This window comes from Embleya sp. NPDC050493, from assembly GCF_044458105.1.
GTDB lineage: Bacteria > Actinomycetota > Actinomycetes > Streptomycetales > Streptomycetaceae > Embleya.
Window position 1 is genome coordinate 481763 of record NZ_JBITHP010000004.1, and the last position, 22794, is coordinate 504556.

Genomic DNA, 22794 nt, shown 5'->3' on the forward strand with positions numbered 1-22794 from the left:
TATTTTTGGGGCTTGGTGTTCGTCGTGGTGGGGGAGGGGGGGGGCGAGTCCCCCTATCAGTCCGTCCCCCCCCCCCCCCCCCCCGCCCCGGCCCCCCCCCCCCCCCCCCCCGCGCCCCCCCCACGGGAGTCGGGCCGGCAGGGCACCGGGAGCGGACGGAGGAGTCGGGCAGTCATGGCGTACTACCGCAGCGTGGGCGAGGTGCCGCCGAAGCGGCATACCCAGCACCGCCGCCCGGACGGCGGCCTGTACTACGAGGAGCTGATGGGGGAGGAGGGCTTCTCCTCCGACTCCTCGCTGCTCTATCACCGCGCCATCCCGTCGGCCATCGCCGACGCGAGCGTGTGGGAGGTCCCCGACCAGAGCATCGTCGCCAACCACCCGCTCAAGCCGCGCCACCTCAGGCTGCACGAGTTGTTCGCGGACAACGAGTGGAAGGCGGTCGACGCGGTCACCGGCCGCCGGCTGGTGCTGGGCAACGGCGACGTACGGATCTCCTACGTGGTCGCGGGCAGCCCCTCCCCGCTCTACCGCAACGCGCTCGGCGACGAGTGCGTGTACATCGAGTCCGGCTCCGGCACGGTGGAGACCGTCTTCGGCGCGCTCACCGTCGGCGCCGGCGACTACGTGATCCTGCCGCGCGCCACCACCCACCGGTGGGTGCCCGGCACCGAGGAACCGCTGCGCGCGTACTGCATCGAGGCCAACTCGCACATCGCGCCGGCCAAGCGCTACCTGTCCCGGTTCGGCCAACTGCTCGAACACGCGCCGTTCTGCGAGCGCGACCTGTGCGGGCCGGTCCAGCCGCTGTTGGCCGAGGGCACCGACGTCGAGGTGCTGGTCAAGCACCGCGGCCTGGGCGGCGAGATCGCCGGCACCCGCTACGTGTACCCCACCCACCCGTTCGACGTGGTCGGCTGGGACGGCTGCCTGTACCCGTACGTGTTCAACATCTCCGACTTCGAGCCGATCACCGGCCGGATCCACCAGCCGCCGCCCGCACACCAGGTGTTCGAGGGCCAAGGCTTCGTGATCTGCAACTTCGTGCCGCGCAAGGTGGATTACCACCCGCTGTCGATCCCGGTGCCGTACTACCACTCCAACGTGGACTCGGACGAGGTCATGTTCTACTGCGGCGGCAACTACGAGGCCCGCAAGGGGTCCGGGATCGGCCAGGGCTCGATCTCACTGCACCCGGGCGGGCATTCGCACGGGCCGCAGCCCGGCGCCTACGAGCGCAGCATCGGCATCGAGTTCTTCGACGAGCTCGCGGTCATGGTGGACACCTTCCGGCCGCTGGGCGTCGGCGAGGGCGGCATCGCGAGCGAGGATCCGGGTTACGCGTGGACCTGGGCCGGGAAGGCGCCTGGACCATGAGCGCACCCACCGACGCCCCCGAGACCCTGCACCAGGCCCTGTTCACCGGACTGTGGGACGACGCGGCGCTGTTCCCGCCCGGCAACGCCCCGATGGCCGAGGCGGTGCCGGCCCACCGGCTGTACCGCACCGAGTGGTTCGCACCGTTCGTGCGCAACTTCCTGGTCGGCGCGGCGCACGTGCCCGACCTGCTCGACCTCGCCGATCCCGACGCACCGCTGCGGATCGTGCTCGTGGCCCCCGGCGGCCCCGCCACGGTGGGGCCCGCCGTACGCACCATCCTGAGCACCCCCGGGTTGATCCTGGAGGGCATCGAGGTCGCCGGCGACGGCGAGATCGGCAAGGCGGTCGCGGCGCTGCACGAACACCTGCCGGAGATGACGGCGGGCTACGTCGAGGTCCTCAAAGGCGCGGGCCTCGACGCAGACCTGGACAATCTCGCCGGCACGTACGGGCGGCCCAAGTTCCGCACCGGCGGTACCGCCGCGCACGCGTTCCCGGACGAGGCCGAGCTGGCCGCGTTCGTGCACGCGTGCCGGATCCGCGAACTGCCGTTCAAGGTCACGGCCGGGCTGCACAACGCCGTGCGGCACACCGACCCGACCACGGGTTTCGAGCACCACGGTTACCTCAACCTGTTGCTCGCCACCCACCACGCCGTCGCCGGCGCCGAAACCGACGTGCTCGCGGACGTGCTCGCCATCCGCGACAGCGCCGAACTCACCCGGATGGCGCACCGGCTGACCCTGACCGAGCGCACCCGCCTGCGCGGCTACCTGACCTCGTACGGCACCTGTAGCGTCGCCGAGCCGCTCCAGGACGCGCTCACGCTGGGTCTGCTCGGCGAGCCTCCACATCACCGCGACTGATCCGATCGAGGAGCCCCACGCCATGCCCACCACCTGGGTCCCGCTGCCGACCGACACGGTGTACGGCATCGACAACCTGCCGTACGGCGTGTTCACCACCGACCGCGAACCGGATCGGCCGCGCGTGGGTGTGGCGATCGGCGACTTCGTGCTGGACGCCGGCGCGGCGGCACACGCGGTGGGCGCGCCGGCCGACGTGCTGGACGCGCCGAGCCTGACCGAGCTGATGGCGGCCGGCCGGGCGACCTGGAGCGCGGTGCGTGCCTCGCTCACCACCTGGCTGACCGACACCGACCTGCGGGCGAGCGTCGAACCGCATCTGATTCCGCGTCAGGAGGTGGTGCTCCGGCTGCCGTTCGAGGTCGCGGACTACGTCGACTTCTACGCCTCCGAGCACCACGCGACCAACCTCGGCAAGATCTTCCGGCCCGGCTCCGAGCCGCTGACGCCGAACTGGAAGCACCTGCCCATCGGCTACCACGGCCGGGCCGGCACCGTGGTCGTCTCGCACACGCCGATCGTGCGGCCCAGCGGGCAGCGCAAGGCGCCCACCGACGCGGCGCCCTCGTTCGGGCCCACCCGCCGACTGGACATCGAGGCCGAGGTCGGCTTCGTGGTCGGCACCGGCTCCGAACTCGGCACCCCGGTCGGCCTGGGCGACTTCGCCGAACACGTCTTCGGGGTGTGCCTGCTCAACGACTGGTCCGCCCGCGACATCCAGGCCTGGGAGTACGTCCCGCTCGGCCCGTTCCTGGGCAAGTCCTTCGCCACGTCGGTGTCGCCGTGGGTCGTGCCCCTCGAAGCACTCGGCGTCGCGCGCGTGGCACCCCCCGCGCGCGACGTCGAGCCACTGCCCTACCTGGACGACCGCGCCGGCGAGCCGTGGGGCCTGGACCTGGCCCTGGAGGTCCGGCTCAACGGTCACCTGATCTCCCGGCCGCCGTTCGCGGCGATGTACTGGACGGCCGCGCAGCAGCTCGCGCACATGACCGTCAACGGCGCGGCGCTGCGCCCGGGCGACCTGTTCGCCTCCGGCACGGTCAGCGGCCCCGAGGCGGATCAGCGCGGCGCGCTGATCGAGATCACCTGGAACGGCGAGAACCCCCTCAAGCTCCCGGACGGGTCCACCCGGACCTATCTGGAGGACGGCGACGAGGTCACGATCACCGCTACCGCTCCCGGCCCGAACGGCACTCGTATCGGATTCGGCGAGGTAAGCGGGCGCATCCTGACGGCGCGCTGACTCGATGCCGGCTCCCGCAACTTGCGGGAGCCGGCATTTCGCTGTGTGCGGGCATTCCACGAGGTGCTCGCGGCGGCCCGTACCGGGGGCCACGGCGGCCTCGTGCGGCTCTGCCGTGAGCTCCCGGCCGTCCGGCCGCGGTTCGCCGTCGATGCCGGCCACGAGCGTCCGCAGGGGCGGCCGAGCCACCCGGTGCGGACCCTCGTCCCGGTCATGCGCCGCGAGTCATCCGGTCCGGATCGCCCGGTGTTGGCCGCTTTTGTCGTAATAGCCGGGGCTTGCCACCAGCGCGGTGCGGAAGTACAGGCCCTCACCGACCACGCCGTTGTTGTTGCCGTGGCCGGGCACGAACGGCTGCCACAGGGCCACCAGCAGCTCCGGGGCCACCAGCGACGCGCCCTCGGTCTCCACCCGCACGGGTGTCAGTTCGCCGAGCAGTCGGGTGACATCGACGGCGGGCGTGCCGAAGACGTCGACGCCCAGACACAACACCGTGTCCGCGAAGTCGTCCTCGGACCGGTGCACCTCGATCGCCTCGACCAGTCCGTCCTTGTCGCTCACCACATGAATCGAGAGGTCCGCACCGAAGTGGGCGAACCCACGAGTGCGTCCCGACAGATCTCCTCCGAGTTCGCGCAGAGCCGCCTCTGCCTCGTCCATGGACATGCCGATCTTGATCGGCCCTACGCCGTAAGGCGGATCCAACTCAAGCTGCACGTGATCTCCCTCGCCTCGAACAACCGAGTATGGCGCACCCTCATCGGGGCCCCTCGCACCCGGTTGCCGGTTCGGCACCCGTGGGCGACCCGGTGCCCGTACCCGAACGACAACGTTCCGGTCGCCGCCGGCACCGGCTTCGCCTTTGTACCCGTTCGGGTCAATCGAGCCGCCGCCGACACCGGCTCCGGCGCGTCAGCGCGGGGTGCCGAAGACCTGGGTCCACGAGGTGCCGTAGGTACCGCCGGTGACATACCCGACACCGATCTCGGTGAACTCCGGAGTGAGGATGTTCCTGCGATGACCGGGAGAGTCCATCCAGCCCTGGACGACCTCGGCCGGGCTCTGCTGGCCGCAGGCGATGTTCTCGCCTATCCGGCTGTACAGGTAGCCCGCCGCGATCGCCCGGTCCCACGGCTCGCGGCCGTCCGGATCGGTGTGCGAGAAGAACGCCCGGTTGATCATGTCCGCACTGAATGCCTGTGCACACGCCGTCAGTTGTGGCTGCGGGGCGAGCGGGCCCAGACCGTGCCGGGCCCGTTCGGCATTGGTCAGCTCGACCACCCCGCGCTGGAACTCGGTGAGCCCCGACGGGGTTTGCGTCTCCTCCTCGACCTCGACGCCGAAGTCCCGAGCGATCCCGGCCAGCCCGTCCGCGTACCCCTGACCCAGTGCGCGCACCTTCCAGCCCGCGCCGCGCCGGTAGATCTCCGCCAACAACAGCACCGTCTCGGTACGCGGCCGAGGCGGGGTGAACCGTGCCAACAGCGTGCCGCCCGCACCGGTGAGCGTCATCGCCGGCGGCGGCAACTCGCCCAGGGTGTGCGTGGTGTCCGCGGGGCTGACCACCACCGTCACCCGCACGGCGCCCGCCCGCAGGCCGCTCGGGTCCACCGTGACGGTGTCCCCGCCCAGGCGCACCCCGGGCGCGGAGAGCTGGTTGAAGAAGACGAAGTCCGCGTCGCCGGACACCTGTCGATCCTCACCCGTGATCAACGCGGAGATGTCGAACGGACCGGGCACGCGTACGCGGACCACGCCGCCCGGCAGGGATTGGTTCGCACCCGGGGGCAGTTCGTTCATGACCTCGGATTCTAACGACGGATCAGACCCGGTGGCCCGGCGGTCCACGACCCGGATCGGACCCGGCGACCCCCGCCGGCCACGACCCGGATCAGAGCTCGGTGACCCGGCCGTCCGCGACTGCGATCCGTCGGGTGGTGCGCACCGCGTCCAGCATCCGCCGGTCGTGCGTGACCAGGAGCAGCGTGCCCTCGTAGGACTCCAGCGCGGACTCCAACTGCTCGATCGCGGGCAGGTCCAGGTGGTTCGTCGGCTCGTCCAGAACCAGCAGGTTGACCCCCTCGGCCTGGAGCAGCGCCAGCGCCGCACGAGTGCGCTCACCCGGGGACAGCGTCGCCGCCGGGCGCAGCACGTGCGCCGCCTTGAGCCCGAACTTGGCCAGCAGCGTGCGCACATCGGCCGGAAGCAGGTCCGGCACCACCGCGCAGAACGCGTCCAGCAGCGGCCGGTCGCCCAGGAACAGCCCACGCGCCTGGTCCACCTCGCCGACCACGACACCCGAGCCCAGCGCGCCGTGACCGGCCGTCAACTCGACCCGCCCGAGCAGCGCCGCGAGCAGCGTGGACTTGCCCGCGCCGTTCGCGCCGGTGATCGCGACCCGGTCCGCCCAGTCGATCTGCAGCGTCACCGGACCCAGCGTGAAGCCGCCGCGCTCGACCAACGCCCCGTTCAGCGTGGCCACCACCGCGCCCGCGCGCGGGGCCGCGGCGATCTCCATCCGCAGCTCCCACTCCTTGCGCGGCTCCTCGACCACATCCAGGCGCTCGATCATCCGCTCGGTCTGCCGCGCCTTGGACGCCTGCTTCTCGCTCGCCTCGGATCGGGTCTTGCGGCTGATCTTGTCGTTGTCGGTGGACTTGCGGCGCGCGTTGCGGGTGCCCTTGTCCATCCACCCGCGCTGCATCCGGGCCCGGGCCTCCAGGTCGCCGCGTTTGTCGGCGTACTCGTCGAACTCCTCGCGCGCATGCCGGCGGGCCACCTCGCGCTCGGTCAGATACGCGTCGTAGCCGCCGCCGTAGCTGCGGATCTGCTGCTGGACCAGATCCAGCTCGACCACCCGGTCCACCGTGCGGGCCAGGAACTCGCGGTCGTGGCTGATCACCACGGTGCCCGCACGCAACCCGGTGACGAACTTCTCCAACCGGTCCAGACCGTCCAGGTCCAGGTCGTTGGTCGGCTCGTCGAGCAGGAACACGTCGTACCGGCTCAGCAGCAGCGACATCAGACCCGCGCGGGCGGCTTGACCACCCGACAGCGCGGTCATCTCACGATCCAGGTCCACGGCCAGGCCCAGATCGGCGGCGACCTCCTCGGCCCGCTCCTCCAGGTCCGCGCCGCCCAGGTCCAGCCAACGATCCAGGGCGAGGCTGTACTCGTCGTCGGCGCCCGCACGGCCCTCGACCAGGCCCTCGGTCGCGGTGTCGAGCGCGGCCTGCGCGGCGGCCACGCCGGTACGTCGGGCCAGGAACGTCCGGACCGTCTCGCCCGGCCGCCGCTCCGGCTCCTGCGGCAGATGGCCCACCGACGCGGTCGGCGGGCTCAGTTGGATGGACCCCGCCTCCGGCTCGGCCAGGCCGGCGAGGAGCCGCAACAGGGTGGACTTGCCCGCGCCGTTCACCCCGACCAGGCCCACCACATCGCCCGGGGCGATCACCAGGTCCAATCCGGAGAACAGGACACGGTCACCGTGTCCGGCAGCAAGGTCTTTGACGACGACTGTGGCGCTCATGAGGATACGAATCCTATCGGCCGCCGGCAGGATGACCACGTCCGCGTGGCACCGGCCCGTGCGGCCACCTGGGAAGGACCAAGCGATGACCACCGAACCCCGGCCCGAACCGTACGAGGCGCTGCCCGAGGACTGGGAGCGCGCCGTCGCCATCGTGGCGCACCCGGACGACCTCGAATACGGCGCCGCCGCCGCGATCGCGCGCTGGACCCGGCAGGGCAAGCACATCACGTACGTCATGGTCACCAGCGGCGAAGCCGGCATCGACGGACTCGATCCGGACGAGTGTCGCCCGCTGCGCGAGGCGGAACAGATCGAGTCGGCGCGGATCGTCGGCGTGGACACGGTCGAGTTCCTCGGTTACCCGGACGGCGTGCTCGAATACGGCCTGCCGCTGCGCCGTGACCTGTCCCGCGTGGTTCGCCGGCACCGGCCCGAGATCGTGATCACCGGCAACTTCCGCGACACCTGGGGCGGGGTCATGCTCAACCAGGCCGATCACATCGCGGTCGGCCGGGCGGTCGTGGACGCGGTGCGCGACGCGGGCAACCGCTGGGTGTTCCGCGAGCTGCTCGCCGAGGGGCACGAGCCGTGGGGCGGGGCGCGTGCGGTGTGGGCGGCAGGTTCGCCGCAGGCACGGCACGCGGTGGACACCACCGAGGACTTCGCCCTCGGCGTCGCCTCGCTGGAGGCGCACGCGGCCTACCTGGCCGGGCTGGGCCAGGGGCAGATGGCGAACGCGGGGGAGTTCCTGGAGGGCATGGGCCGGGCGGCCGGAGCGCTCCTGGGCACCCGGTTCGCGGCCTCGTTCGAAGTCTTTCCGATGGCATGACGATCAGCCGACGAGTGCTCCCTGCGCTGTGCGGCTGATGCACAGGCGGTGCCCCAGCCGGGGCCGGGTGCCACCGCGGCTCGGCCCGATTCGCGGCGGGTGGCGTCGAGCAACCTTTACCGCCCCCGCCGCGTCGCCGATCGTGGCGTAGTCCACCGCGACGAAGTTCACCGGCCGGCCGCGCCGCGCCGCGCCTCGCACGCGCCGGCCCGGCCGGGCCGAATTCAGCCCGACCGGACGCATGTGGAACGGCCGGGCCGAAGCGGTACTCGTCCGCCCGGCCGGACCGGCACCCTACGGCTCGGCCGGACCGACTCGCCTGGGCCCGGCCGGGCGAACGTCCGTCAGCCCGGCCCCGCGGCGCTTAGGCCATCCGTACCTCGCCGGCGTGCGCATGCAGGCGGATCACCGCGTCCGCGACGCGGCGAACCGTGGGCTCGTCCATGTGCGACCACAGCGGCAGCGTCAACACCCGCGACGACACGTCGTCGGTGATCGGCAACGGCCGCGAAGGCAGGTGCGCGTACGCCTTCTGGCGGTTCACCGGCGGGTGGAAGTAGCGGCGCGAGTCGATCCCGTCCGCCTTCAGCGCCCGGGCCAGTGTCGGTGCGTCCAGCCCGAAGGCGTCCGGGTCGACGATCAGGGTCATGTCCTTCCAGGTGGACACGTCGCCCTCGGCGAGCGCCGGCAGCCGCAGCCCCGGCACCTCGCGCACCGCGTCCGCGAACACCCCCACCAGGTGCGAGCGGGTGGCCACCCGCTCCGGCAGGCCCCGGAGCGAGACCAGTGCCAACGCCGCGTGCAGCTCGGACATCCGCGCGTTCAGCCCCGGGAACAGGCAGTCGTAGTCGCCCGGATTGCCGTATCCGCGGCCCAGCCGGCAGGCCTGCGCCAGCCCCTCGTCGCGGGTGGCGATCAACCCGCCCTCGCCCGCGATCACCACCTTCGTCGGACTCAGCGAGAACACCTCCGCCGTGCCGAAGCCGCCGATCGGCGTGCCCGCGCGCCGGCTGCCCAGCGCGTGTGCCGCGTCGTAGACGATCGGTACGTTCGCGTCGGCCGCGACCTTCGCCAACTCCTCGACCCGGCACGGCGTTCCGTACACGTGCGTGGCCATCAACGCGGACGCGCCCGACTCGGCCAGCAGCGCCGCCGCGTCGGTCGGGTCCAGGGTCAGGCTGTCCGGATCCACCTCGGCGAACACCGGGGTCGCCCCCGCCCAGTGCGCCGCGTGCGCGGTGGCCGAGAAGGTGAATCCCGGCATCGCCACCGAACCGCTCACCCCCAGCGCCTGAAGCGTGAGCATCAGCCCGCTCGTGCAGTTCGACACCGCCACCACGTACGGCACTTCCAGCTGCGCCGCCGCGGCCTCCTCCAACTCGCGCACCGTGGACCCGTCGGTCAGCTGACCGCTGGTCAGGATCGCGTCCAGCCGCCGGGTCAACTCCTCTCGCTCGGGCACCTGCACGCGGGTCAGCGGCAGCCCCTCCGCGAACATCGCATCTCCACCGAGTACTGCCGGCTTGCCGGTCACCGCCATACCCCATCCCCCCTGGATCCACCGGGATACCCCGGACTGGTCGAACTTGCTTCCCCACTCATGGCATCGGCCGCGGTGGCCGGCGAGGGCCGCCCCACCGTGCGCCGTCGCCTGCGTTCCGAACTCCCGCCCTTGTCGGTATCGGTGCGATCCGGCTTCGACACCGCGAGCAACACCAGCACGAACGGGAACACCTGGACCCGTTCGCGGGTGAGGATGCCGAAGTTGCGGATGTTGGCGAACGCGAGCGCGAACACCAGCGTGTAGACGATCACGAAGGCCACGTAGGGTCTTCGGATCAGCAGACCCGGGATGCGTTTCAACCGGGGCAGCGCGACCACGAACAGTCCCATCAGCACCACGCCTTCCAGCGACGCCACCAGGGCCTGGATGTTGTGCGCCTCGAACGGGAACGGCCGGAAGAGCACGGTCACCAGCGACTGCGGCAGCGCGGCCGGCGAGATGGACAGCGCCGCCGAGTCGTCCACCGCCTGCGCCGAACCGCCCTGCGCGGTCTGCGTCTGGGTCTTGGCGATCACCTGATTGGCCTGCGCGGCCCCGATGCCCGGTGTCCCGAAGAAGGTGCCGACCTGCTGGAGCGCGAGTACGCAGCCCACGCCGAGCACCAGGATCCCGAACCCGGCCCGCAACGGGCCCAGCGCGGAAGCCTGTTGCGGCCGGTTGCGCAGCAGGTAGCCGACACACAGCCCGCACAGCAGCAGCACCGTGACATGCGGGCGCACCATCGTGGTGCCCACCGCGCCCAGGATCAGGAACACGAACGCGCCGCGCCGGCGCACCAGGAGCAGCGCCACGCCGTAGGCGGCCATGCCCAGCGTGAACATCATCCAGGTGTCCTTGCCGATCCCGGACGGCCAGAACAGGAGCGACGGCAGGAAGAACAGCAACTTGCCGTAGCGGCGCCGGTCGCCGTCCGGATAGGCCACGTTGAACGCGCGCCAGAACAGGTACAGGCCCCAGAACCCCAGCCACGAATAGACCAGGTAGCCGGCCAGCAGCGACTGCCCGACGATCGCGTACACGATCCCGGTGACGATCATGATGAAGCCGGTGCCGATCACCTTGCGGCCGATGTCCACGGTGAAGTCGCCGTCCCGGAAGTGCGGCGCGATGGCCCGCCCGACCAGGTCGTAGGTGGCCGCATCGGCTCGGCCCTCGTAGAGCACGAAGGACATCCAGTACCGGGCGAAGCAGGCGAGCAGCTTGGCCACCAGGGCGCCGATCACCAACCGGCGCACCCACGGCGGCTCGTCGCGGGAGAACCGGGACAACAGCGGCACGCTGATGGTCAGCAGCAGCGGGAAGACGATCAGCGCGCCCCACGTGTCGTACGGGCGATACTCCATCGCCCACGCGAACACCGAGACGTAGCAGCCCACCGCGGTGAGCGCGAGCAGGGAACCCCACGGCAGTCGCGACGGAGGCACCCACCGGGCGTACGGCGCAAGACGGGACGACAACGGAGCTCCTTGCGGGGACGACGTACCTGTGCGGCGTCGGGCGGGCGGCGGCGGGTGCCGGGTCGGAACCGGTCCGGCGGCGGCCCGCCGAATGGCTAGAAGACCTCCAAGTCCCCCAGGGAGAGCTGCCACGAGCGCAGGTCGTGGACGTCGATCGGATGCGGGTGCACGGTCCGCGCGACCAGCAGCATGCCGGTGCGCGGAGGTGTGGCGTATCCCGCGTAGCGAGCCGCCCGCGCCGCCTCGGAGCCGCGCGCCAGATGCGTGGCGACGTGGTCGCAGCCGGACATGGCCACCCCGGAGAACAACTTGCGTGCGGTGTCCCGGTCGCCGGGGCGTACCACCATCTGGGACAGCGTGAATTCGACCAGCGGACCGCGCAGCCGCGGGCGGCCGAACACCACGCCGGTCAACTCACCGTTCTTGTACGAGGCGACCACCCGGTAGTCCAGGCCCGGCGCGTCGCCGTAGCGCCAGCGCAGGAAGTCGCCGGTGAGCGCGGTGCGCAGCTTGTCGTGCCCGATCGCCGCATCGCCCGCGTCCGCCTCGGCGACCAACTCGTCGAAGCCCACCGCGGCCTTGGGATCGGAAAAGAACTGACGTGCCGTCGGAAAGCGGCAACGCGCCGCCGGGTCGATCGAGTTCCAGGACTGCGAGGTGCCGGACAGGTCGCCGGTGGCACGCAACTCCTTGAGTCCGCGCGCGAACGCGATCGGTCGGATCGGGTGCAGCGACACCGGCACCTTCCCGACCTCGTGCCAGCCCATCTTCAGATAGCCCGGCAGGCTGTTGCCGTTCGGCGTGTTGAACACCAGCGAGGTGTCCGCCTCGATCCGCTCCAGCAGGTCGGTGGTCAACCGGCGGAACAGGCCGCGGCCCTGGACGTCCGGATGGGTCGCGGTGTCCACCGCGCGCACCGCCCGGATCACCTCGCCGCCGAGCACGAACTCCCAGCGCAGGAACAGCCGTACCGCGACCACCCGGCCGTCCGCCTCGGCGACCAGGCCCGGGCTGGCGCCGAACGGGTTGTCCCGATGCTTCCACCGGAAGAACTCCGAGGTGCGTTCGCCGGTCGGCCCGCCCGACAGGGCGTCGCCGAGCAGCGCCAACACCCGGGGCTCGTCGTGCTTGCCCAACTCGCGGACGGTGAACGGCGAACCGCCTGCCTCCGGTCCACTCACCGCGATCCCTCCAGTACTCGCGCGTACACGTCCTCGATCCGGCGTTGCGCACCCGCGACATCGAACTCGTCCGAGCGCTCGGCCGCAGCCGCGCCGCACGCCCGCCGGCGCGCCGGATCGGCGGCGAACGCGGTCAGGGCGTCGGCGAACGCCACCGGATCACCGGCCGGCACCACCGTGCCCTCGACCCCGTCGGTGACGATCTCCGGCATGCCGCCCACGGCGGTCACCACCGACGGCAGGCCGACGGTCATCGCCTCCATCAGCGAGACCGGCAGCCCCTCCTGCCGCGAACTCAGCGCGAACACGTCGAATGCCGACAACAGCGCCGGCACGTCGCCGCGCGAACCGGCGAAGACCACCCCGCCCTTGAGGTCGGGCCGGCTCGCCCGCTCGCGCAGTGTCGCTTCCAGTGGGCCGGAGCCGATCAGCACCAGGACCGCGTCCGCATGCCGGGCCCGGAGCAGCGCATGCGCGTCGAGCAGTCCCAACTGGTCCTTCTTCGGCGTGAAGTTGGCCACCGTGCCGACCGTGAACGCGTCCTGGTCCAGGTCCAGCGCCTGCCGGGCCCGCTCCCGCGCGCCCGGGCCGGCGAAGGCGTCGCCCAGGTCCGGGCCGTGGTGGATCACGGTCGGCGCGGTCCCGGGCCGCAGCCGGGCCGGCCGGATGCTCTCCGCCACCGCGCCGGAGACCGCGATCACCCCGCTGTTGCGCCGGTAGGTCCAGGCGTTGGCGATCCGGGTGGGTCGCCGATACCGCGGCCACATGTTGTGCTCGGTGTGCACGATCGGCACCCCGCGCGAGAGCACCCGCGCGGCGACCGCCGGCACCGGCATGTGCGTGTGGATCAGGCCGTAGCCGCGCGTCCGCAACAGCGCGCGCAGCCGCAGCGGCCAGGCGCGGCCGCCGCCCAGGCAGTGCACCGTGATGCCCAGGGCGCGCAGGTTCGGCACCAGCGCGTCCTTCCACGGCAGCACGTAGGCGACCTCGACCTCGTAGCGCTCGCCGTCCAGGTGCCGCGCGCAGTTGACCAGCAACTGCTCGGCGCCACCGCGCCCCAGACCCTTGGCGAGCCACAGGACACGAACGCGGTCACCCATCAGCGATCCTCCGAGCCGAGTTCGACGCCGGCCCACGTGTCGAAGTGCGGCCCCAGGTGCGCACCGTCACCGGCGCCGTTGTGCAGCGCCCGCTCTGCCGCGGACTGCACCCGGAACCCGGGGGAGTCGCTCGGCCCCTCGGTCGGGGCGAGCGGATCGGCGCGATGCGTACCCCGGCTGTCCGACGGCGACTCGTGCTCACTCTCGGTGAGTTCGCCGCGCTTGGCCCAACTCGGCGCGGGCCGCTCGGTGTCCTCGCTCTCGACCGGGCTCGCGTGCGCCGAGCGGCCGCGCAGCACCAGGCCCGCGGTGGAGCTCATCCGGCCCACCGCGCCGCCGGCGCGGGGCCCGCGCTTGAGACCGCCGCCCATCGATCGTTGCGGGTCCACCCCGAGCAGCACGACCCCGGCGATCGGCACCCCGGTACGAGTCAACAGCTCGCCCACCCGGGAGGCCTGATCGGCCGTCAGGTTGCCGCTGCGGGCCACCACCAGCATCGCGTCCGCGTGCTGCACCAGGTCGTTGGTGTCGTTCGCGTACAACAGCGGCGCACTGTCCACCAGCACCACGTCCGCGTGATGCCGGGCCCGCTGGACCACCTCGCCGGCGCGCAGCAGCAGTGCGGCCGGGTAGGCGGCCGGGGCGCCGGCGGTGATCACCCGCACGTTCGGGATGTTCGTGCCGCGCACCACGTCCTGCAGGTCGGTCTCCCGCTCGGCGAGCAGCGCCTCGGACATGCCCTTGCCGGGCTTGGCGCCCAGGTAGAGGTGGGTCGCCGGATTGCGGAAGTCACAGTCCAGGACGAGCACCGAGCGGCCCGCCTCGGCCAGCGCCGCGGCCAGGTTGGCCACCGTGCTGGTGCGTCCGTCGCCCGGACGCGGCGAGACCACCAGGATCACCGGCGCCGGGTCGCTGATCCGGCGCACCGGCATCGCGGTGGCCCTGGTCTGCCGGGGGTCGGTGCCGCTGAGCCGATAGGCCAGCCCGGGCGGACCGGACAGCAGCAGCGCCGAACGCAGGGTGCGATACGCCTCCGCGACCGGGCTCTCCGGCCGGCCGGCGACCAGCACCGCATGCCCCGCGCGCTGACGCCGGGTCGCCCGCGGCACCTCGGCGATCACCGGCAGACCGAACGCGTCCTCCAACTGGATCCGCCCGCGCAGCCGTACGTCCATCCGGTCCACCATCAGCGCCGCGATCAACCCGAGCGCGAGCCCGAGTGCCGCCGCCAGGCCGATCCGCAGCGGACGCGAAGTCGGCGCCAGGATGCTCGTGGTGGAGTCCGGCGTGCTCTTGAGGCCGTCCATCACCTCGACCTTGGGGTCGTTCAGCGGGTTGACCAGCTCCTGCTGTTGACCCACCAGCGTGGTGTACTGCCCGCGTTTGGCGTCGAACTCCGCCTGGAGCGTGGCCTTCTTGCCCACCGGTGCGTTGGTGGTGCTCTTCTCCAGACCGTCGATGTCGGTCTTCAGCTTGTCCAACTGGGCGGTCATGCTGTCCGCCTGGCCCTGCCGGGTCCTGCGCTGCGACTCGGCGAACGCGGCCACCGTCTCCTGTGCCCACGCGGTGGCCAGGTCCTCGGCCGCCTTGCGGCTGGGCGCCTTGGCCGCGATCTGGACCAGGCCCAGGTCCGGATTCAATTGCGAGGTGACCTTGCTCGCCAGGACGGCCGGATCCGGGTTGTTCAGCCGCTTCGCCGCGCGGCGGGCCACCTCACCGCCGTCCGTCATCAGTTGTACGGGCGCGAGATTGAACTCCTTCGCCGAGTTCGGCGCCGGCACCACGTTGACCGAGCTGGTCCACTGATTGCCTGTGCCCTTGGGGTCCGATGGGGTCAGGATCAACCCCGCGAGCAGTCCGATCGCCAGACACGCGAGTACCAGCGGCCAACGGCGCTGGAGCACGGAGAAGTAGCTAGAGGTTTCCACCGGTCCCCCTCCGGTTCGAGTTGCCGCCCTGCGAGCGGACCGCGGGGCAGGCCAAACGTAGAGCACGCGCGGTGCCGATCGGGCCCGGGACTGTGCCGGAAGTGTGGAGATTCCGTCGAGATCCGAACGGGTGTGTTCGCGTGGCCGTCACCGCACCGGACCTGACGCCACGTCACGGCCGGCTCGCGGGTCGACGGCCCGGGCATAGAACGCGACCATCCGGTCGCAAACGCTGTCGATCGTGTACTCCTCGCCGAAACGTCGATACGCCGCTTCCGTGCGCATCGCGGTCTTCTCCCGCTCCGTCAGGGCCGCGACCAGCGCCGTCGCCAGTGCCTCGGGCGAGTCCGGCGGCACCAGCGCCGCACAGTCGCCCGCCCCGGTGATCTCGCGTACCGGAGGCAGGTCGCTGGTGACGATCGGCGCCCCCACCCCCATCGCCTCGATCAGCACGCTGCCCAGCCCCTCCCAGCGCGAAGGCAGCACGAACACATCGGCCGCACCCATCAGATCGGGCACGTCGTCGCGGTGTCCCAAGAACCGTACGGGCTCCGCAGCGCCGGTGGAATCCCCGATTCCGCCGGTTTCGGCGGCCAGCCGGCGCAACGACTCGGTTCGGCTCCCGTCCGGTCCGGCCAACAGCAGCACCGCGTCCGGGACCTCGCGGCGCACCCGGGCGAACGCGGTGATCAGCACGTCCAGACCCTTTTGGTACTCCTGCCGGGCGGCCGTGACCAGGACCGGGACGTCCGCCCCCAGGCCCAGCGCGGCCCGGGTGAGCTCGCGGCGATCCCGCGCGGCGGCCAGCAGTTCGCGGTCGCGTCCGCGCGGCACCACCTCGATCCGCGAGCGGCGCACGCCGAGCCGACGGGACATCACGCCGGCCACGTGCTCGGTCAACGCGTGGAAGCGGCGCACCCCGCGCGCGCTGGCCGCGTCCAGGCCCTGGGCGGCCCGCAGCTTCCACGGACGAATCCCGGGCTGGGAGCGCATCTCCGCGCCGTAGGAGGTGTTCACCAGGCTGGACACGACCGGAACGCCGGTCGCCAGGGCGGCGATTCGCCCGGCGATGTCCGCCTCGTACAAGGTCGTGTGCACCAGATCCGGGCGCCGGTCGCGGATCACCCGCGCGAGCCCGCGCACCGAACCCGCCCGCGAGCTGTGATGCACGCCGAACAACGACACGCCGGCCGCGGCCAACTCCGGTTGAAATCCGTCCATATCCAAGAGATACGCGATATCCAGCGTGATCCCCCTGCGGATCAACTGCGGGGCCATCGCCACCGCCGCCCGCTCGGCCCCACCGACCCGATCCACGCTGTCGATCACCTGGAGCACGTGCACTGCATCACCCCTGCCATCCCCGCCATCTCCCCGGCAAGCCGCCGACCACAGGGCGCCCCCACCCCACACGGCTGAGCATGTCATCGATACGCCCCCGGCGGGGCGGGATTCGTGACAACCTGTCACCTCATGGGGACACCGACGGACCGGCGTGCGGTCCTGCACGTCGTGACCGACCCACGGCGCCGGGGCTCACAGGCGTTCGCCCACGATCTGGACGTGGCGCTGCGCGAACGCGGCCGGGCGTCCTCGATCGTCGCCCTCGCGGGCACCGGCGAGATGCCCATCCCGACCCTGGGGCCGGGCCGGCTGCACCCGCGCACGCTGCGCGCACTGCGCCGGCGTGCGGGCGGCGTGGGCCTGGTGATCGCCCACGGTTCGACCACACTGGACGCCTGCGGGATCGCGCTCGCGGGCGCCCGGACCCCGTTCGTCTACGTCAACATCGGCGATCCGCGGCACTGGGCGAACGACGCGCTGCGCCGGGCCCGGGTCGGGATGATGCTGCGCCGCGCGACGGCGATCGCGTCGGTGTCGCCGATGGGCCGGGAAATCCTGCTGGATACCCACCGGTTGGCGCCGGAGCGGGTGCGGTCGATTCCCAACGGCCGCCGGCCGGAACGGTTCCTGCCGCCGGACGAGAGCGATCGGGGCAAGGCCCGGGCCGAGTTGGGGTTGCCCGCGGAGGCGACGGTGCTCGCGGTGGTCGGCGCGTTGGCCGGCGAGAAGCGCGTCGCGCTCGCGATCGAGGCGTTCGCGCTGCTCGCCGATTCCGGCTCCGACTCCGGGACCGGCGCGGCGGGCGCCCAACCCGCTGACCCTTGGCTGCTCGTGGCCGGGGAGGGGCCCGAACGGGCGGCCCTGGAGGCTCTTGCCGAACGGCGGGCACCGGGCCGGGTCGTCTTCACCGGCAACCTCGCCGACCCGGGCCCGGTGTACCGGGCGGCCGACGTGCTCGTGTTGTCCAGCACCAGCGAGGGCGTCCCGGGCGTGCTCGTCGAGGCGGGCATGTGCGCGATCCCCGCCGCGGCGACCGATGTCGGCTTCGTGCGCGACGTGGTCGTGGACGGGGTCACCGGCGCGCTCGCCGACGTCGGCCCCGGCGCCGGGGATCCCCGGGCGCTGGTCGCCGCGATCCGCCGGGTGTTGGCCGATCGGGGCTCGATGGGCCGTGCGGTCAGGGCTCGTTGTCTGGAACGGCACGCGATGGACACCGTGGTGGATGCGTGGATCGCGCTGCTCGACGAGCAACGTCGATGACGCTCCGGCACCGGGTGGAGGGGAAGCGGTAGGGCGGGAGCGCCGATTCCCGTACGGCCGAATGCGACTCGTGGGGAGATCGCATGTGCCAAGGTTGTTGTCGAACCAGGGAGGGGGAGTCCGTGGGGGAGTATGTGGGGGGTGCCGTCGGCATGCCCGGCGACGGCATGGGCCGGGTCGACGGTGTCGGCCGGGTGGGCCGGCACGCGCGGCCGGGCGGCAGTGTCGACGAACCCGCCGACCACCGAACACACGTCAACGGAGCGCCCAGCACGGGCCACGGGGGAGCGACCACGCCGACCATCGACAGTCGCACCGGTACCGGACGACACGCGGCGCCCACGGCGGGCGTCGGCAGCGGGACCGGCCGGATCGCCGCAGCACAGGCACCCGACCCCGAGATCAAGGGACCACCACCGGAACTCAAGTTCAAGCGCCGCACCAGCCTGATCCGGGGCATCCGCGAGCTGTGGCATTCGCGCGAACTCGTGCGCACCCTGGCCGAGCGCGACCTCAAGGCCCGCTACAAACAAGCCGTTCTCGGCTTCGCGTGGGCGGTGATCACTCCCGTGTTGCTGATGGTGGTGTTCACCGTCGTCTTCCAGCGCGTGGGCAACCTCAGCGAGACCGCGCACAAGTACGACGTGCCCTATCCGCTGTTCAGCTACCTCGGGTTGCTCCCGTGGACGTTCTTCATGTCCTCGGTGACCCAGGGCTCCTCGTCCCTGGTGTCCAACGGGCCGCTGCTGAACAAGGTCTACTGTCCGCGCGAGGTCTTCCCGTTCGCCACCGTGATCGTGGCCACCGTGGACATGCTGATCGCCTCCTCCGTACTGGTCGTGCTCTTCGCGGCGTACACCACGCCGCCCGCGGCGACCAGTTGGGCGCTGCCGATCCTGCTGCTCATCCAGTTCGAGGTCACCCTCGGTGTCGTGCTCGTGCTGTCCGCGGCGGTGGTCTACTTCCGCGACATCCGCCACGTGCTGCCCCTGCTCATGCAGATGGGCATGTTCGCCACCCCGGTCGCCTACGGCATGGACCAGATCACCAAGGACTGGCTGCTCCCGTACGTGATCTTCAACCCGCTCGCCGCCGTGATCGACGGATACCGGCGGTCGATCCTGTACGGACAACAACCCGACTGGGAACTCACCGGCGCCGCCGCCGGATCGGCGACCGTGCTCCTGATCGTCGGATACAAGATCTTCAAGAAGCTCGAAGCGGGGATCGCCGATGTCGCCTAGCCTCACGACGATCAAGGCGCCGGCCAAGCCGGGCGCACTGCCGCTGGGCACCATCCGGGCCGAACACCTGTGGAAGCGATTTCGCGCGGACAGTCAGCGCATGCTCCTGCGGGACAACCTGGGCCGCATCGCGCGCAAGATGTCCGGTCGCGACCAGGCCGACTGGCGCTGGGCGTTGCGCGACATCGACATCCACATCGACCCCGGCGAGTCGGTCGGCCTGATCGGCTCCAACGGGTCGGGCAAGTCGACGCTGCTCAAGATGCTCACCGGGGTGATGTACCCCTACGCCGGCCGACTTCAGGTGCGCGGCCGGGTCGGCGCCCTGATCGAGGTCAGAGCGGGCATCCACCCCGACCTGACGGGACGTGAGAACGCGTTCCTGTACGGCTCGTTGCTAGGCCTCAAGCGGGCCGAGGTGGCGAATCGGTTCGACGACATCGTGGACTTCGCCGAATTGGGCACCGCGATCGACCGGCAGGTCAAGTGGTACAGCTCCGGCATGCAGATGCGCCTCGGCTTCGCGGTCGCCGCCTTCCTGGAACCGGACGTGCTCCTGGTCGACGAGGTGCTCGCGGTCGGCGACGCACTGTTCCAGCAGAAGTGCCTGGACCGGATGCGGGTGGTGCTCGAACAGGGCACCACCCTCGTACTGGTCTCGCACGACCTCGCGTCGGTGGAGTCGATCTGCACGCGCGGAATCTGGCTGGAGCAGGGCGAGATCCGCAGCGACGGCCCGATCCGGCAGGCACTGCGCGGGTATCGGGACAGCGTCGAGGAGGAGACCGAGGCGCGCACCCGCACCGACGAGGCCATTCGCACCACGTACGTGGACGTGCGCGGTGTGGACACGGCCGGCCCCACCACGAACCGGTCGATGGTGGTCGAGGCGGAGTTCGCCGGCGACCACCACGGACCCGCCACCGTGCACATCGGCGTCACCGAGGGCACCGCGAGCCCGGTCTTCACCACCCGCCGGGACGTGCAGTTCGGCCGATCGGGCAACCGGGTCAGGTGCACCCTGGACCGCCTGCCGCTGCCGCGCGGGCGATACGCCCTGTGGATCGGGGTCTACGACCGGGACGGCCACCCGCTGACCACGTGGCATCCCGCGAAGCAGTTCGACGTGGCAGGCCCCGAGTTGGACACCCCGCCGCGCGCGGTGGTGCTGGCCGCGCCGGTCTACGTCGACCACACCTGGGAGGGGTGAGCGGCCGTGCGCATCCTGGTGTGTCCGCACGACATGCAACTCGGCGGCAGCTCGATCAACGCCGTGGACCTGGCCCGGGCGGTCCGCGATCTCGGCCACGAAGTGTGGGTGATGGGCCGTCAGGGGCCGCTCCGGCAACGGGTGGCCGCGGCCGGGCTGCCACTGCTCGCGCTGCCCGAGCGGGCACACGTACGGCCCTCGCCCGCGGTTTCCCGCACGATCGCCGCGGCGGTGCGCCGGCACCGGATCGACGTCGTGCACACCTATGAGTACTGGCCGCTGGTCGAGGCGTTCCTGGGCGCGTTCGTGCCCCGCGGCACGCCCGTGCTGGGCACGATCATGTCGATGGGCAGCCTGCCGCCGTACTTCCCGCGCACCGGCGTGCCGTTGACCGTGGGCTACGGCGAGTTGTACGAGGAGACCGGCGAACTGCGCGGCCTGGAGGGTGCCCGTGTGCACCTGCTGGAGCCGCCGGTGGACACCGCGATCGACCACCCGATCACCGCGCCGGCAGCCGGCGACGAGCCGGACGTCGACGTCGACGCCTTCGCCGCCGAACACGGCCTGCTCGAACCCGCACCCACCGTGGTGGTGGTCTCGCGGCTGGCCAGGCACCTCAAGCAGGAGCACCTGGAACGCACCATGGACGCCGTCGCCCGGCTGGCCCCGGAGCTGCCCGGGTTGCGCCTGGTGATGGTCGGCGGCGGCTCGATCGAGCGCGAACTGCAGGCCCGGGCCGCGGCCTTGAACGGCGACCTGGGGCGGCGGGCGATCGTGCTGACCGGAGAGATGGCCGACCCGCGTCCGGCCTACGCGCTGGCGGACGTGGTGGTGGGCATGGGCAGTTCCGCGCTGCGCGGGATGGCGTTCGGCAAGCCCACCGTCGTGGTCGGCGAGCAGGGCTTCGGCAAACCGGTGACACCGGAGACGATCGGCGACTTCGACGCGCTCGGCTTCTACGGCCTGGGCGCGGGCCGGGTGCCCGTCGAGCAGGATCCGCTGGTCGGTCAACTCTCCGCGCTGCTGCGGGATCGGGCCGAACGCGAGCGGATCGGCACGTGGTCGCTGGACCTGGTGCACGAGCGCTTCGCGCTGGAGGGCCAGGCCGCCCGGCTGGTCGAATGGTACGAACAGGCCCGCCTGGAGCGGCCGGTGGCCCGCGGCCGGGTGGGCGAGGCGGTCCGGGTCGGCGGGCGGCTGGTGGGCTTCAAGGCGAGCCAGCGCGGCCAGGCCCTGCGCGCCCGCACCCGCGGTCCGCGCGGGGCCACGACCGGATGACCGAGCCGACCGGCCGGTCCGGCCTGACCATGCTGCACGTCGGGGCGTTCTCCGGGTCGGTACCGGCGTTGCGCCGGGCGCTGGCGGACCGCACGGCGGTCGAGGCGCACGACCTGATGCCGCTGACCCGTGCGCCGGGCCTGGCCGGCGCACGGCTGCGGGCCGTGCGCGAGGCGCGCCGGGCCGGGCCCGGGACGCCGTGGACCAAGACCGACGCCTGGACGGCGGCACTGGACCGCAGGGTGCGGGCCCGCGGACTGCTCGGCCCGCGCCGCCCGGTGCTGATCGTGCAGACGCTGCCGGCCCTGGTGCCGCCGGCGGGAGTGCGCTACGGCGTGTACACCGACCGGGTGGGCCTGGAGGGCGCGGCGGTCGGCGGCGTGCATCGATCCCGCTACACCGAGGGTTGGTTGACTCGCGAACGACGGCTGTTGCTGGGCGCACACCGGGTGTTCGTGATGGGACCGAGCACGGCCGACGTCCTGGTCACCGAGTACGGCCTGGCCGCGGACCGGGTGCACGTGGTGGGCGCGGGCACCAACGTGGCGCCCGCCGCGGCGGATCCCGGCCCACGTGCGGCGGATCCGCCACGGCTGCTGTTCGTCGGCACGCAATGGGAGCTCAAGGGCGGCCCGACCCTGCTCGAAGCCTTCGCGCGCCTGCACGCCCGCGACCCGCGCCGGACGCTGACCCTGGTCGGCAGCGGGCCCGACGGCCCGCTGCCGCCCGGCGTGCGCGCGCTGGGCCGGGTGCCGCACGCGGCGATGGGCGCCGCGTACGACCGGGCCGACGCGCTGGTGATCCCCACACACATGGAGGCGTTCGGGATCGCCCTGGTCGAGGGCCTGACCCGCGGCCTGCCGTGCGTGGCCTCCACGGTCGGCAACCAGCCGTGGATCGTGGGCGACGCGGGGATCGCCGTGCGGCCGGGGGATGTGGACGCCCTGACCGAGGCACTTTCGCGGCTGAGCGCCGACTACGCCCACTTCCGCGCCCGGGCGCTGGCGCGCGGCGCGGAACTGCGCGCGACGATGACGTGGCCGTCGGTCGCCGAGCGCATCCTGACCGAGCTGAGCGGTGGTTGACCTCCGTCTCGTGCCCACAGCGCCAACGCTTCGTCGACCTGTACCCGGCCGCCGCCGACGCGGCCGAACCGCCCTCCGACGCCCCGTTTCGGGAGGCGCTGTGCCCGCACGCGGAGTTCGGCACCCACGTGGCCGAGCAGAACTCGCACGCCGAGACCGACGACGAGCTGCACCCGCTCCGCGAAGTACCGCACTGGGACCGGCCGCCGACCGACTGACACCCGACCCGCCGGCCGTGGTCGAGTCCGCACCCGGACCACGGCCGACGGCCAACGAGGCCCCGGTCGCTCGCC

Annotated in this window: 19 protein-coding genes; 10 read left to right on the forward strand and 9 right to left on the reverse strand. The window is 72.0% G+C overall.

Annotated features, from left to right (window positions below):
* Positions 1-174: 174 nt before the first annotated feature.
* The 3 genes from ACIBM5_RS11995 to fahA are packed head-to-tail and all read left to right on the forward strand — an operon-like array spanning position 175 to position 3489.
* Positions 175-1377 carry a homogentisate 1,2-dioxygenase gene (locus tag ACIBM5_RS11995; RefSeq protein WP_396006721.1) on the forward strand — a complete coding sequence of 401 codons (1203 nt, stop codon included), beginning with the start codon at positions 175-177 and terminating at the stop codon, positions 1375-1377.
* Positions 1374-2246, forward strand: a complete 873-nt coding sequence (locus ACIBM5_RS12000; RefSeq protein WP_396006722.1) for a hypothetical protein — start codon at positions 1374-1376, stop codon at positions 2244-2246. Before ACIBM5_RS11995 ends, ACIBM5_RS12000 begins: the two co-directional genes overlap by 4 nt.
* A 22-nt stretch (positions 2247-2268) precedes the next feature.
* A complete protein-coding gene (gene fahA, locus ACIBM5_RS12005) occupies positions 2269-3489 on the forward strand; it encodes a fumarylacetoacetase (protein ID WP_396006723.1) in 1221 nt (406 codons plus the stop codon).
* Positions 3490-3714: 225 nt separating this feature from the next.
* Here the strand turns inward: fahA and ACIBM5_RS12010 are convergent, their stop codons facing one another.
* The 3 genes from ACIBM5_RS12010 to ACIBM5_RS12020 all read right to left on the reverse strand — a co-directional run bounded on the left by ACIBM5_RS12010 (position 3715) and on the right by ACIBM5_RS12020 (position 7018).
* On the reverse strand, positions 3715-4206 hold the full coding sequence (locus ACIBM5_RS12010; protein ID WP_396006724.1) for a hypothetical protein: 492 nt from the start codon (positions 4204-4206) through the stop codon (positions 3715-3717).
* Between the two features lie 195 nt (positions 4207-4401).
* Positions 4402-5289, reverse strand: coding sequence for a CAP domain-containing protein (locus tag ACIBM5_RS12015; protein ID WP_396006725.1), 888 nt, complete (start codon positions 5287-5289; stop codon positions 4402-4404).
* A gap of 91 nt (positions 5290-5380) precedes the next feature.
* Positions 5381-7018, reverse strand: coding sequence for an ABC-F family ATP-binding cassette domain-containing protein (locus ACIBM5_RS12020; RefSeq protein ID WP_396006726.1), 1638 nt, complete (start codon positions 7016-7018; stop codon positions 5381-5383).
* A gap of 85 nt (positions 7019-7103) precedes the next feature.
* Between ACIBM5_RS12020 and ACIBM5_RS12025 the strand changes: the two genes are divergently transcribed.
* Positions 7104-7850, forward strand: a complete 747-nt coding sequence (locus ACIBM5_RS12025; protein WP_396006727.1) for a PIG-L deacetylase family protein — start codon at positions 7104-7106, stop codon at positions 7848-7850.
* Positions 7851-8214: 364 nt separating this feature from the next.
* Here ACIBM5_RS12025 and ACIBM5_RS12030 read toward each other — a convergent pair whose 3' ends face one another.
* The 6 genes from ACIBM5_RS12030 to ACIBM5_RS12055 form a co-directional block, all read right to left on the reverse strand.
* Positions 8215-9348, reverse strand: coding sequence for a DegT/DnrJ/EryC1/StrS family aminotransferase (locus tag ACIBM5_RS12030; RefSeq protein ID WP_396006728.1), 1134 nt, complete (start codon positions 9346-9348; stop codon positions 8215-8217).
* A 32-nt stretch (positions 9349-9380) separates the two neighbouring features.
* Entirely contained in the window at positions 9381-10871 is a 1491-nt protein-coding gene (locus ACIBM5_RS12035) for a hypothetical protein (RefSeq protein ID WP_396006729.1), read from the reverse strand.
* Between the two features lie 95 nt (positions 10872-10966).
* Positions 10967-12052, reverse strand: coding sequence for a GNAT family N-acetyltransferase (locus ACIBM5_RS12040; protein ID WP_396006730.1), 1086 nt, complete (start codon positions 12050-12052; stop codon positions 10967-10969).
* Positions 12049-13152, reverse strand: a complete 1104-nt coding sequence (locus ACIBM5_RS12045) for a glycosyltransferase (protein WP_396006732.1) — start codon at positions 13150-13152, stop codon at positions 12049-12051. Before ACIBM5_RS12045 ends, ACIBM5_RS12040 begins: the two co-directional genes overlap by 4 nt.
* Positions 13152-15080, reverse strand: a complete 1929-nt coding sequence (locus tag ACIBM5_RS12050) for an AAA family ATPase (RefSeq protein WP_396006733.1) — start codon at positions 15078-15080, stop codon at positions 13152-13154. The genes ACIBM5_RS12045 and ACIBM5_RS12050 overlap by 1 nt, the downstream gene beginning before the upstream one ends.
* Positions 15081-15227: 147 nt before the next feature.
* Entirely contained in the window at positions 15228-16424 is a 1197-nt protein-coding gene (locus ACIBM5_RS12055) for a glycosyltransferase (RefSeq protein WP_396006734.1), read from the reverse strand.
* Positions 16425-16553: 129 nt separating this feature from the next.
* Between ACIBM5_RS12055 and ACIBM5_RS12060 the strand changes: the two genes are divergently transcribed.
* From ACIBM5_RS12060 to ACIBM5_RS12085, 6 genes are all read left to right on the forward strand, one after another.
* Positions 16554-17684, forward strand: coding sequence for a glycosyltransferase (locus tag ACIBM5_RS12060; RefSeq protein WP_396006735.1), 1131 nt, complete (start codon positions 16554-16556; stop codon positions 17682-17684).
* Between the two features lie 122 nt (positions 17685-17806).
* Positions 17807-18928, forward strand: coding sequence for an ABC transporter permease (locus tag ACIBM5_RS12065; RefSeq protein ID WP_391589815.1), 1122 nt, complete (start codon positions 17807-17809; stop codon positions 18926-18928).
* A complete protein-coding gene (locus tag ACIBM5_RS12070) occupies positions 18918-20138 on the forward strand; it encodes an ABC transporter ATP-binding protein (RefSeq protein ID WP_396006736.1) in 1221 nt (406 codons plus the stop codon). Before ACIBM5_RS12065 ends, ACIBM5_RS12070 begins: the two co-directional genes overlap by 11 nt.
* 6 nt (positions 20139-20144) lie before the next feature.
* Positions 20145-21416: a glycosyltransferase family 4 protein gene (locus ACIBM5_RS12075; RefSeq protein ID WP_396006737.1), complete on the forward strand. Its 1272-nt coding sequence runs from the start codon at positions 20145-20147 to the stop codon at positions 21414-21416.
* Complete coding sequence (locus tag ACIBM5_RS12080; protein ID WP_396006738.1) at positions 21413-22501, forward strand: glycosyltransferase family 4 protein; 1089 nt, start codon at positions 21413-21415, stop codon at positions 22499-22501. The genes ACIBM5_RS12075 and ACIBM5_RS12080 overlap by 4 nt, the downstream gene beginning before the upstream one ends.
* Positions 22498-22719 carry a hypothetical protein gene (locus ACIBM5_RS12085; protein WP_396006739.1) on the forward strand — a complete coding sequence of 74 codons (222 nt, stop codon included), beginning with the start codon at positions 22498-22500 and terminating at the stop codon, positions 22717-22719. Before ACIBM5_RS12080 ends, ACIBM5_RS12085 begins: the two co-directional genes overlap by 4 nt.
* Positions 22720-22794: the final 75 nt, after the last annotated feature.

What these genes read in the sequence shown, in the direction of transcription:
- ACIBM5_RS11995 (WP_396006721.1), top strand. Translation starts at nt 175, where the DNA reads ATGGCGTACTACCGCAGCGTGGGCGAGGTGCCGCCGAAGCGGCATACC.
- ACIBM5_RS12000 (WP_396006722.1), top strand. Translation starts at nt 1,374, where the DNA reads ATGAGCGCACCCACCGACGCCCCCGAGACCCTGCACCAGGCCCTGTTC.
- fahA (WP_396006723.1), top strand. Translation starts at nt 2,269, where the DNA reads ATGCCCACCACCTGGGTCCCGCTGCCGACCGACACGGTGTACGGCATC.
- ACIBM5_RS12015 (WP_396006725.1), bottom strand. Translation starts at nt 5,289, where the DNA reads ATGAACGAACTGCCCCCGGGTGCGAACCAATCCCTGCCGGGCGGCGTG.
- ACIBM5_RS12020 (WP_396006726.1), bottom strand. Translation starts at nt 7,018, where the DNA reads ATGAGCGCCACAGTCGTCGTCAAAGACCTTGCTGCCGGACACGGTGAC.
- ACIBM5_RS12025 (WP_396006727.1), top strand. Translation starts at nt 7,104, where the DNA reads ATGACCACCGAACCCCGGCCCGAACCGTACGAGGCGCTGCCCGAGGAC.
- ACIBM5_RS12030 (WP_396006728.1), bottom strand. Translation starts at nt 9,348, where the DNA reads ATGTTCGCGGAGGGGCTGCCGCTGACCCGCGTGCAGGTGCCCGAGCGA.
- ACIBM5_RS12045 (WP_396006732.1), bottom strand. Translation starts at nt 13,152, where the DNA reads ATGGGTGACCGCGTTCGTGTCCTGTGGCTCGCCAAGGGTCTGGGGCGC.
- ACIBM5_RS12060 (WP_396006735.1), top strand. Translation starts at nt 16,554, where the DNA reads ATGGGGACACCGACGGACCGGCGTGCGGTCCTGCACGTCGTGACCGAC.
- ACIBM5_RS12070 (WP_396006736.1), top strand. Translation starts at nt 18,918, where the DNA reads ATGTCGCCTAGCCTCACGACGATCAAGGCGCCGGCCAAGCCGGGCGCA.
- ACIBM5_RS12080 (WP_396006738.1), top strand. Translation starts at nt 21,413, where the DNA reads ATGACCGAGCCGACCGGCCGGTCCGGCCTGACCATGCTGCACGTCGGG.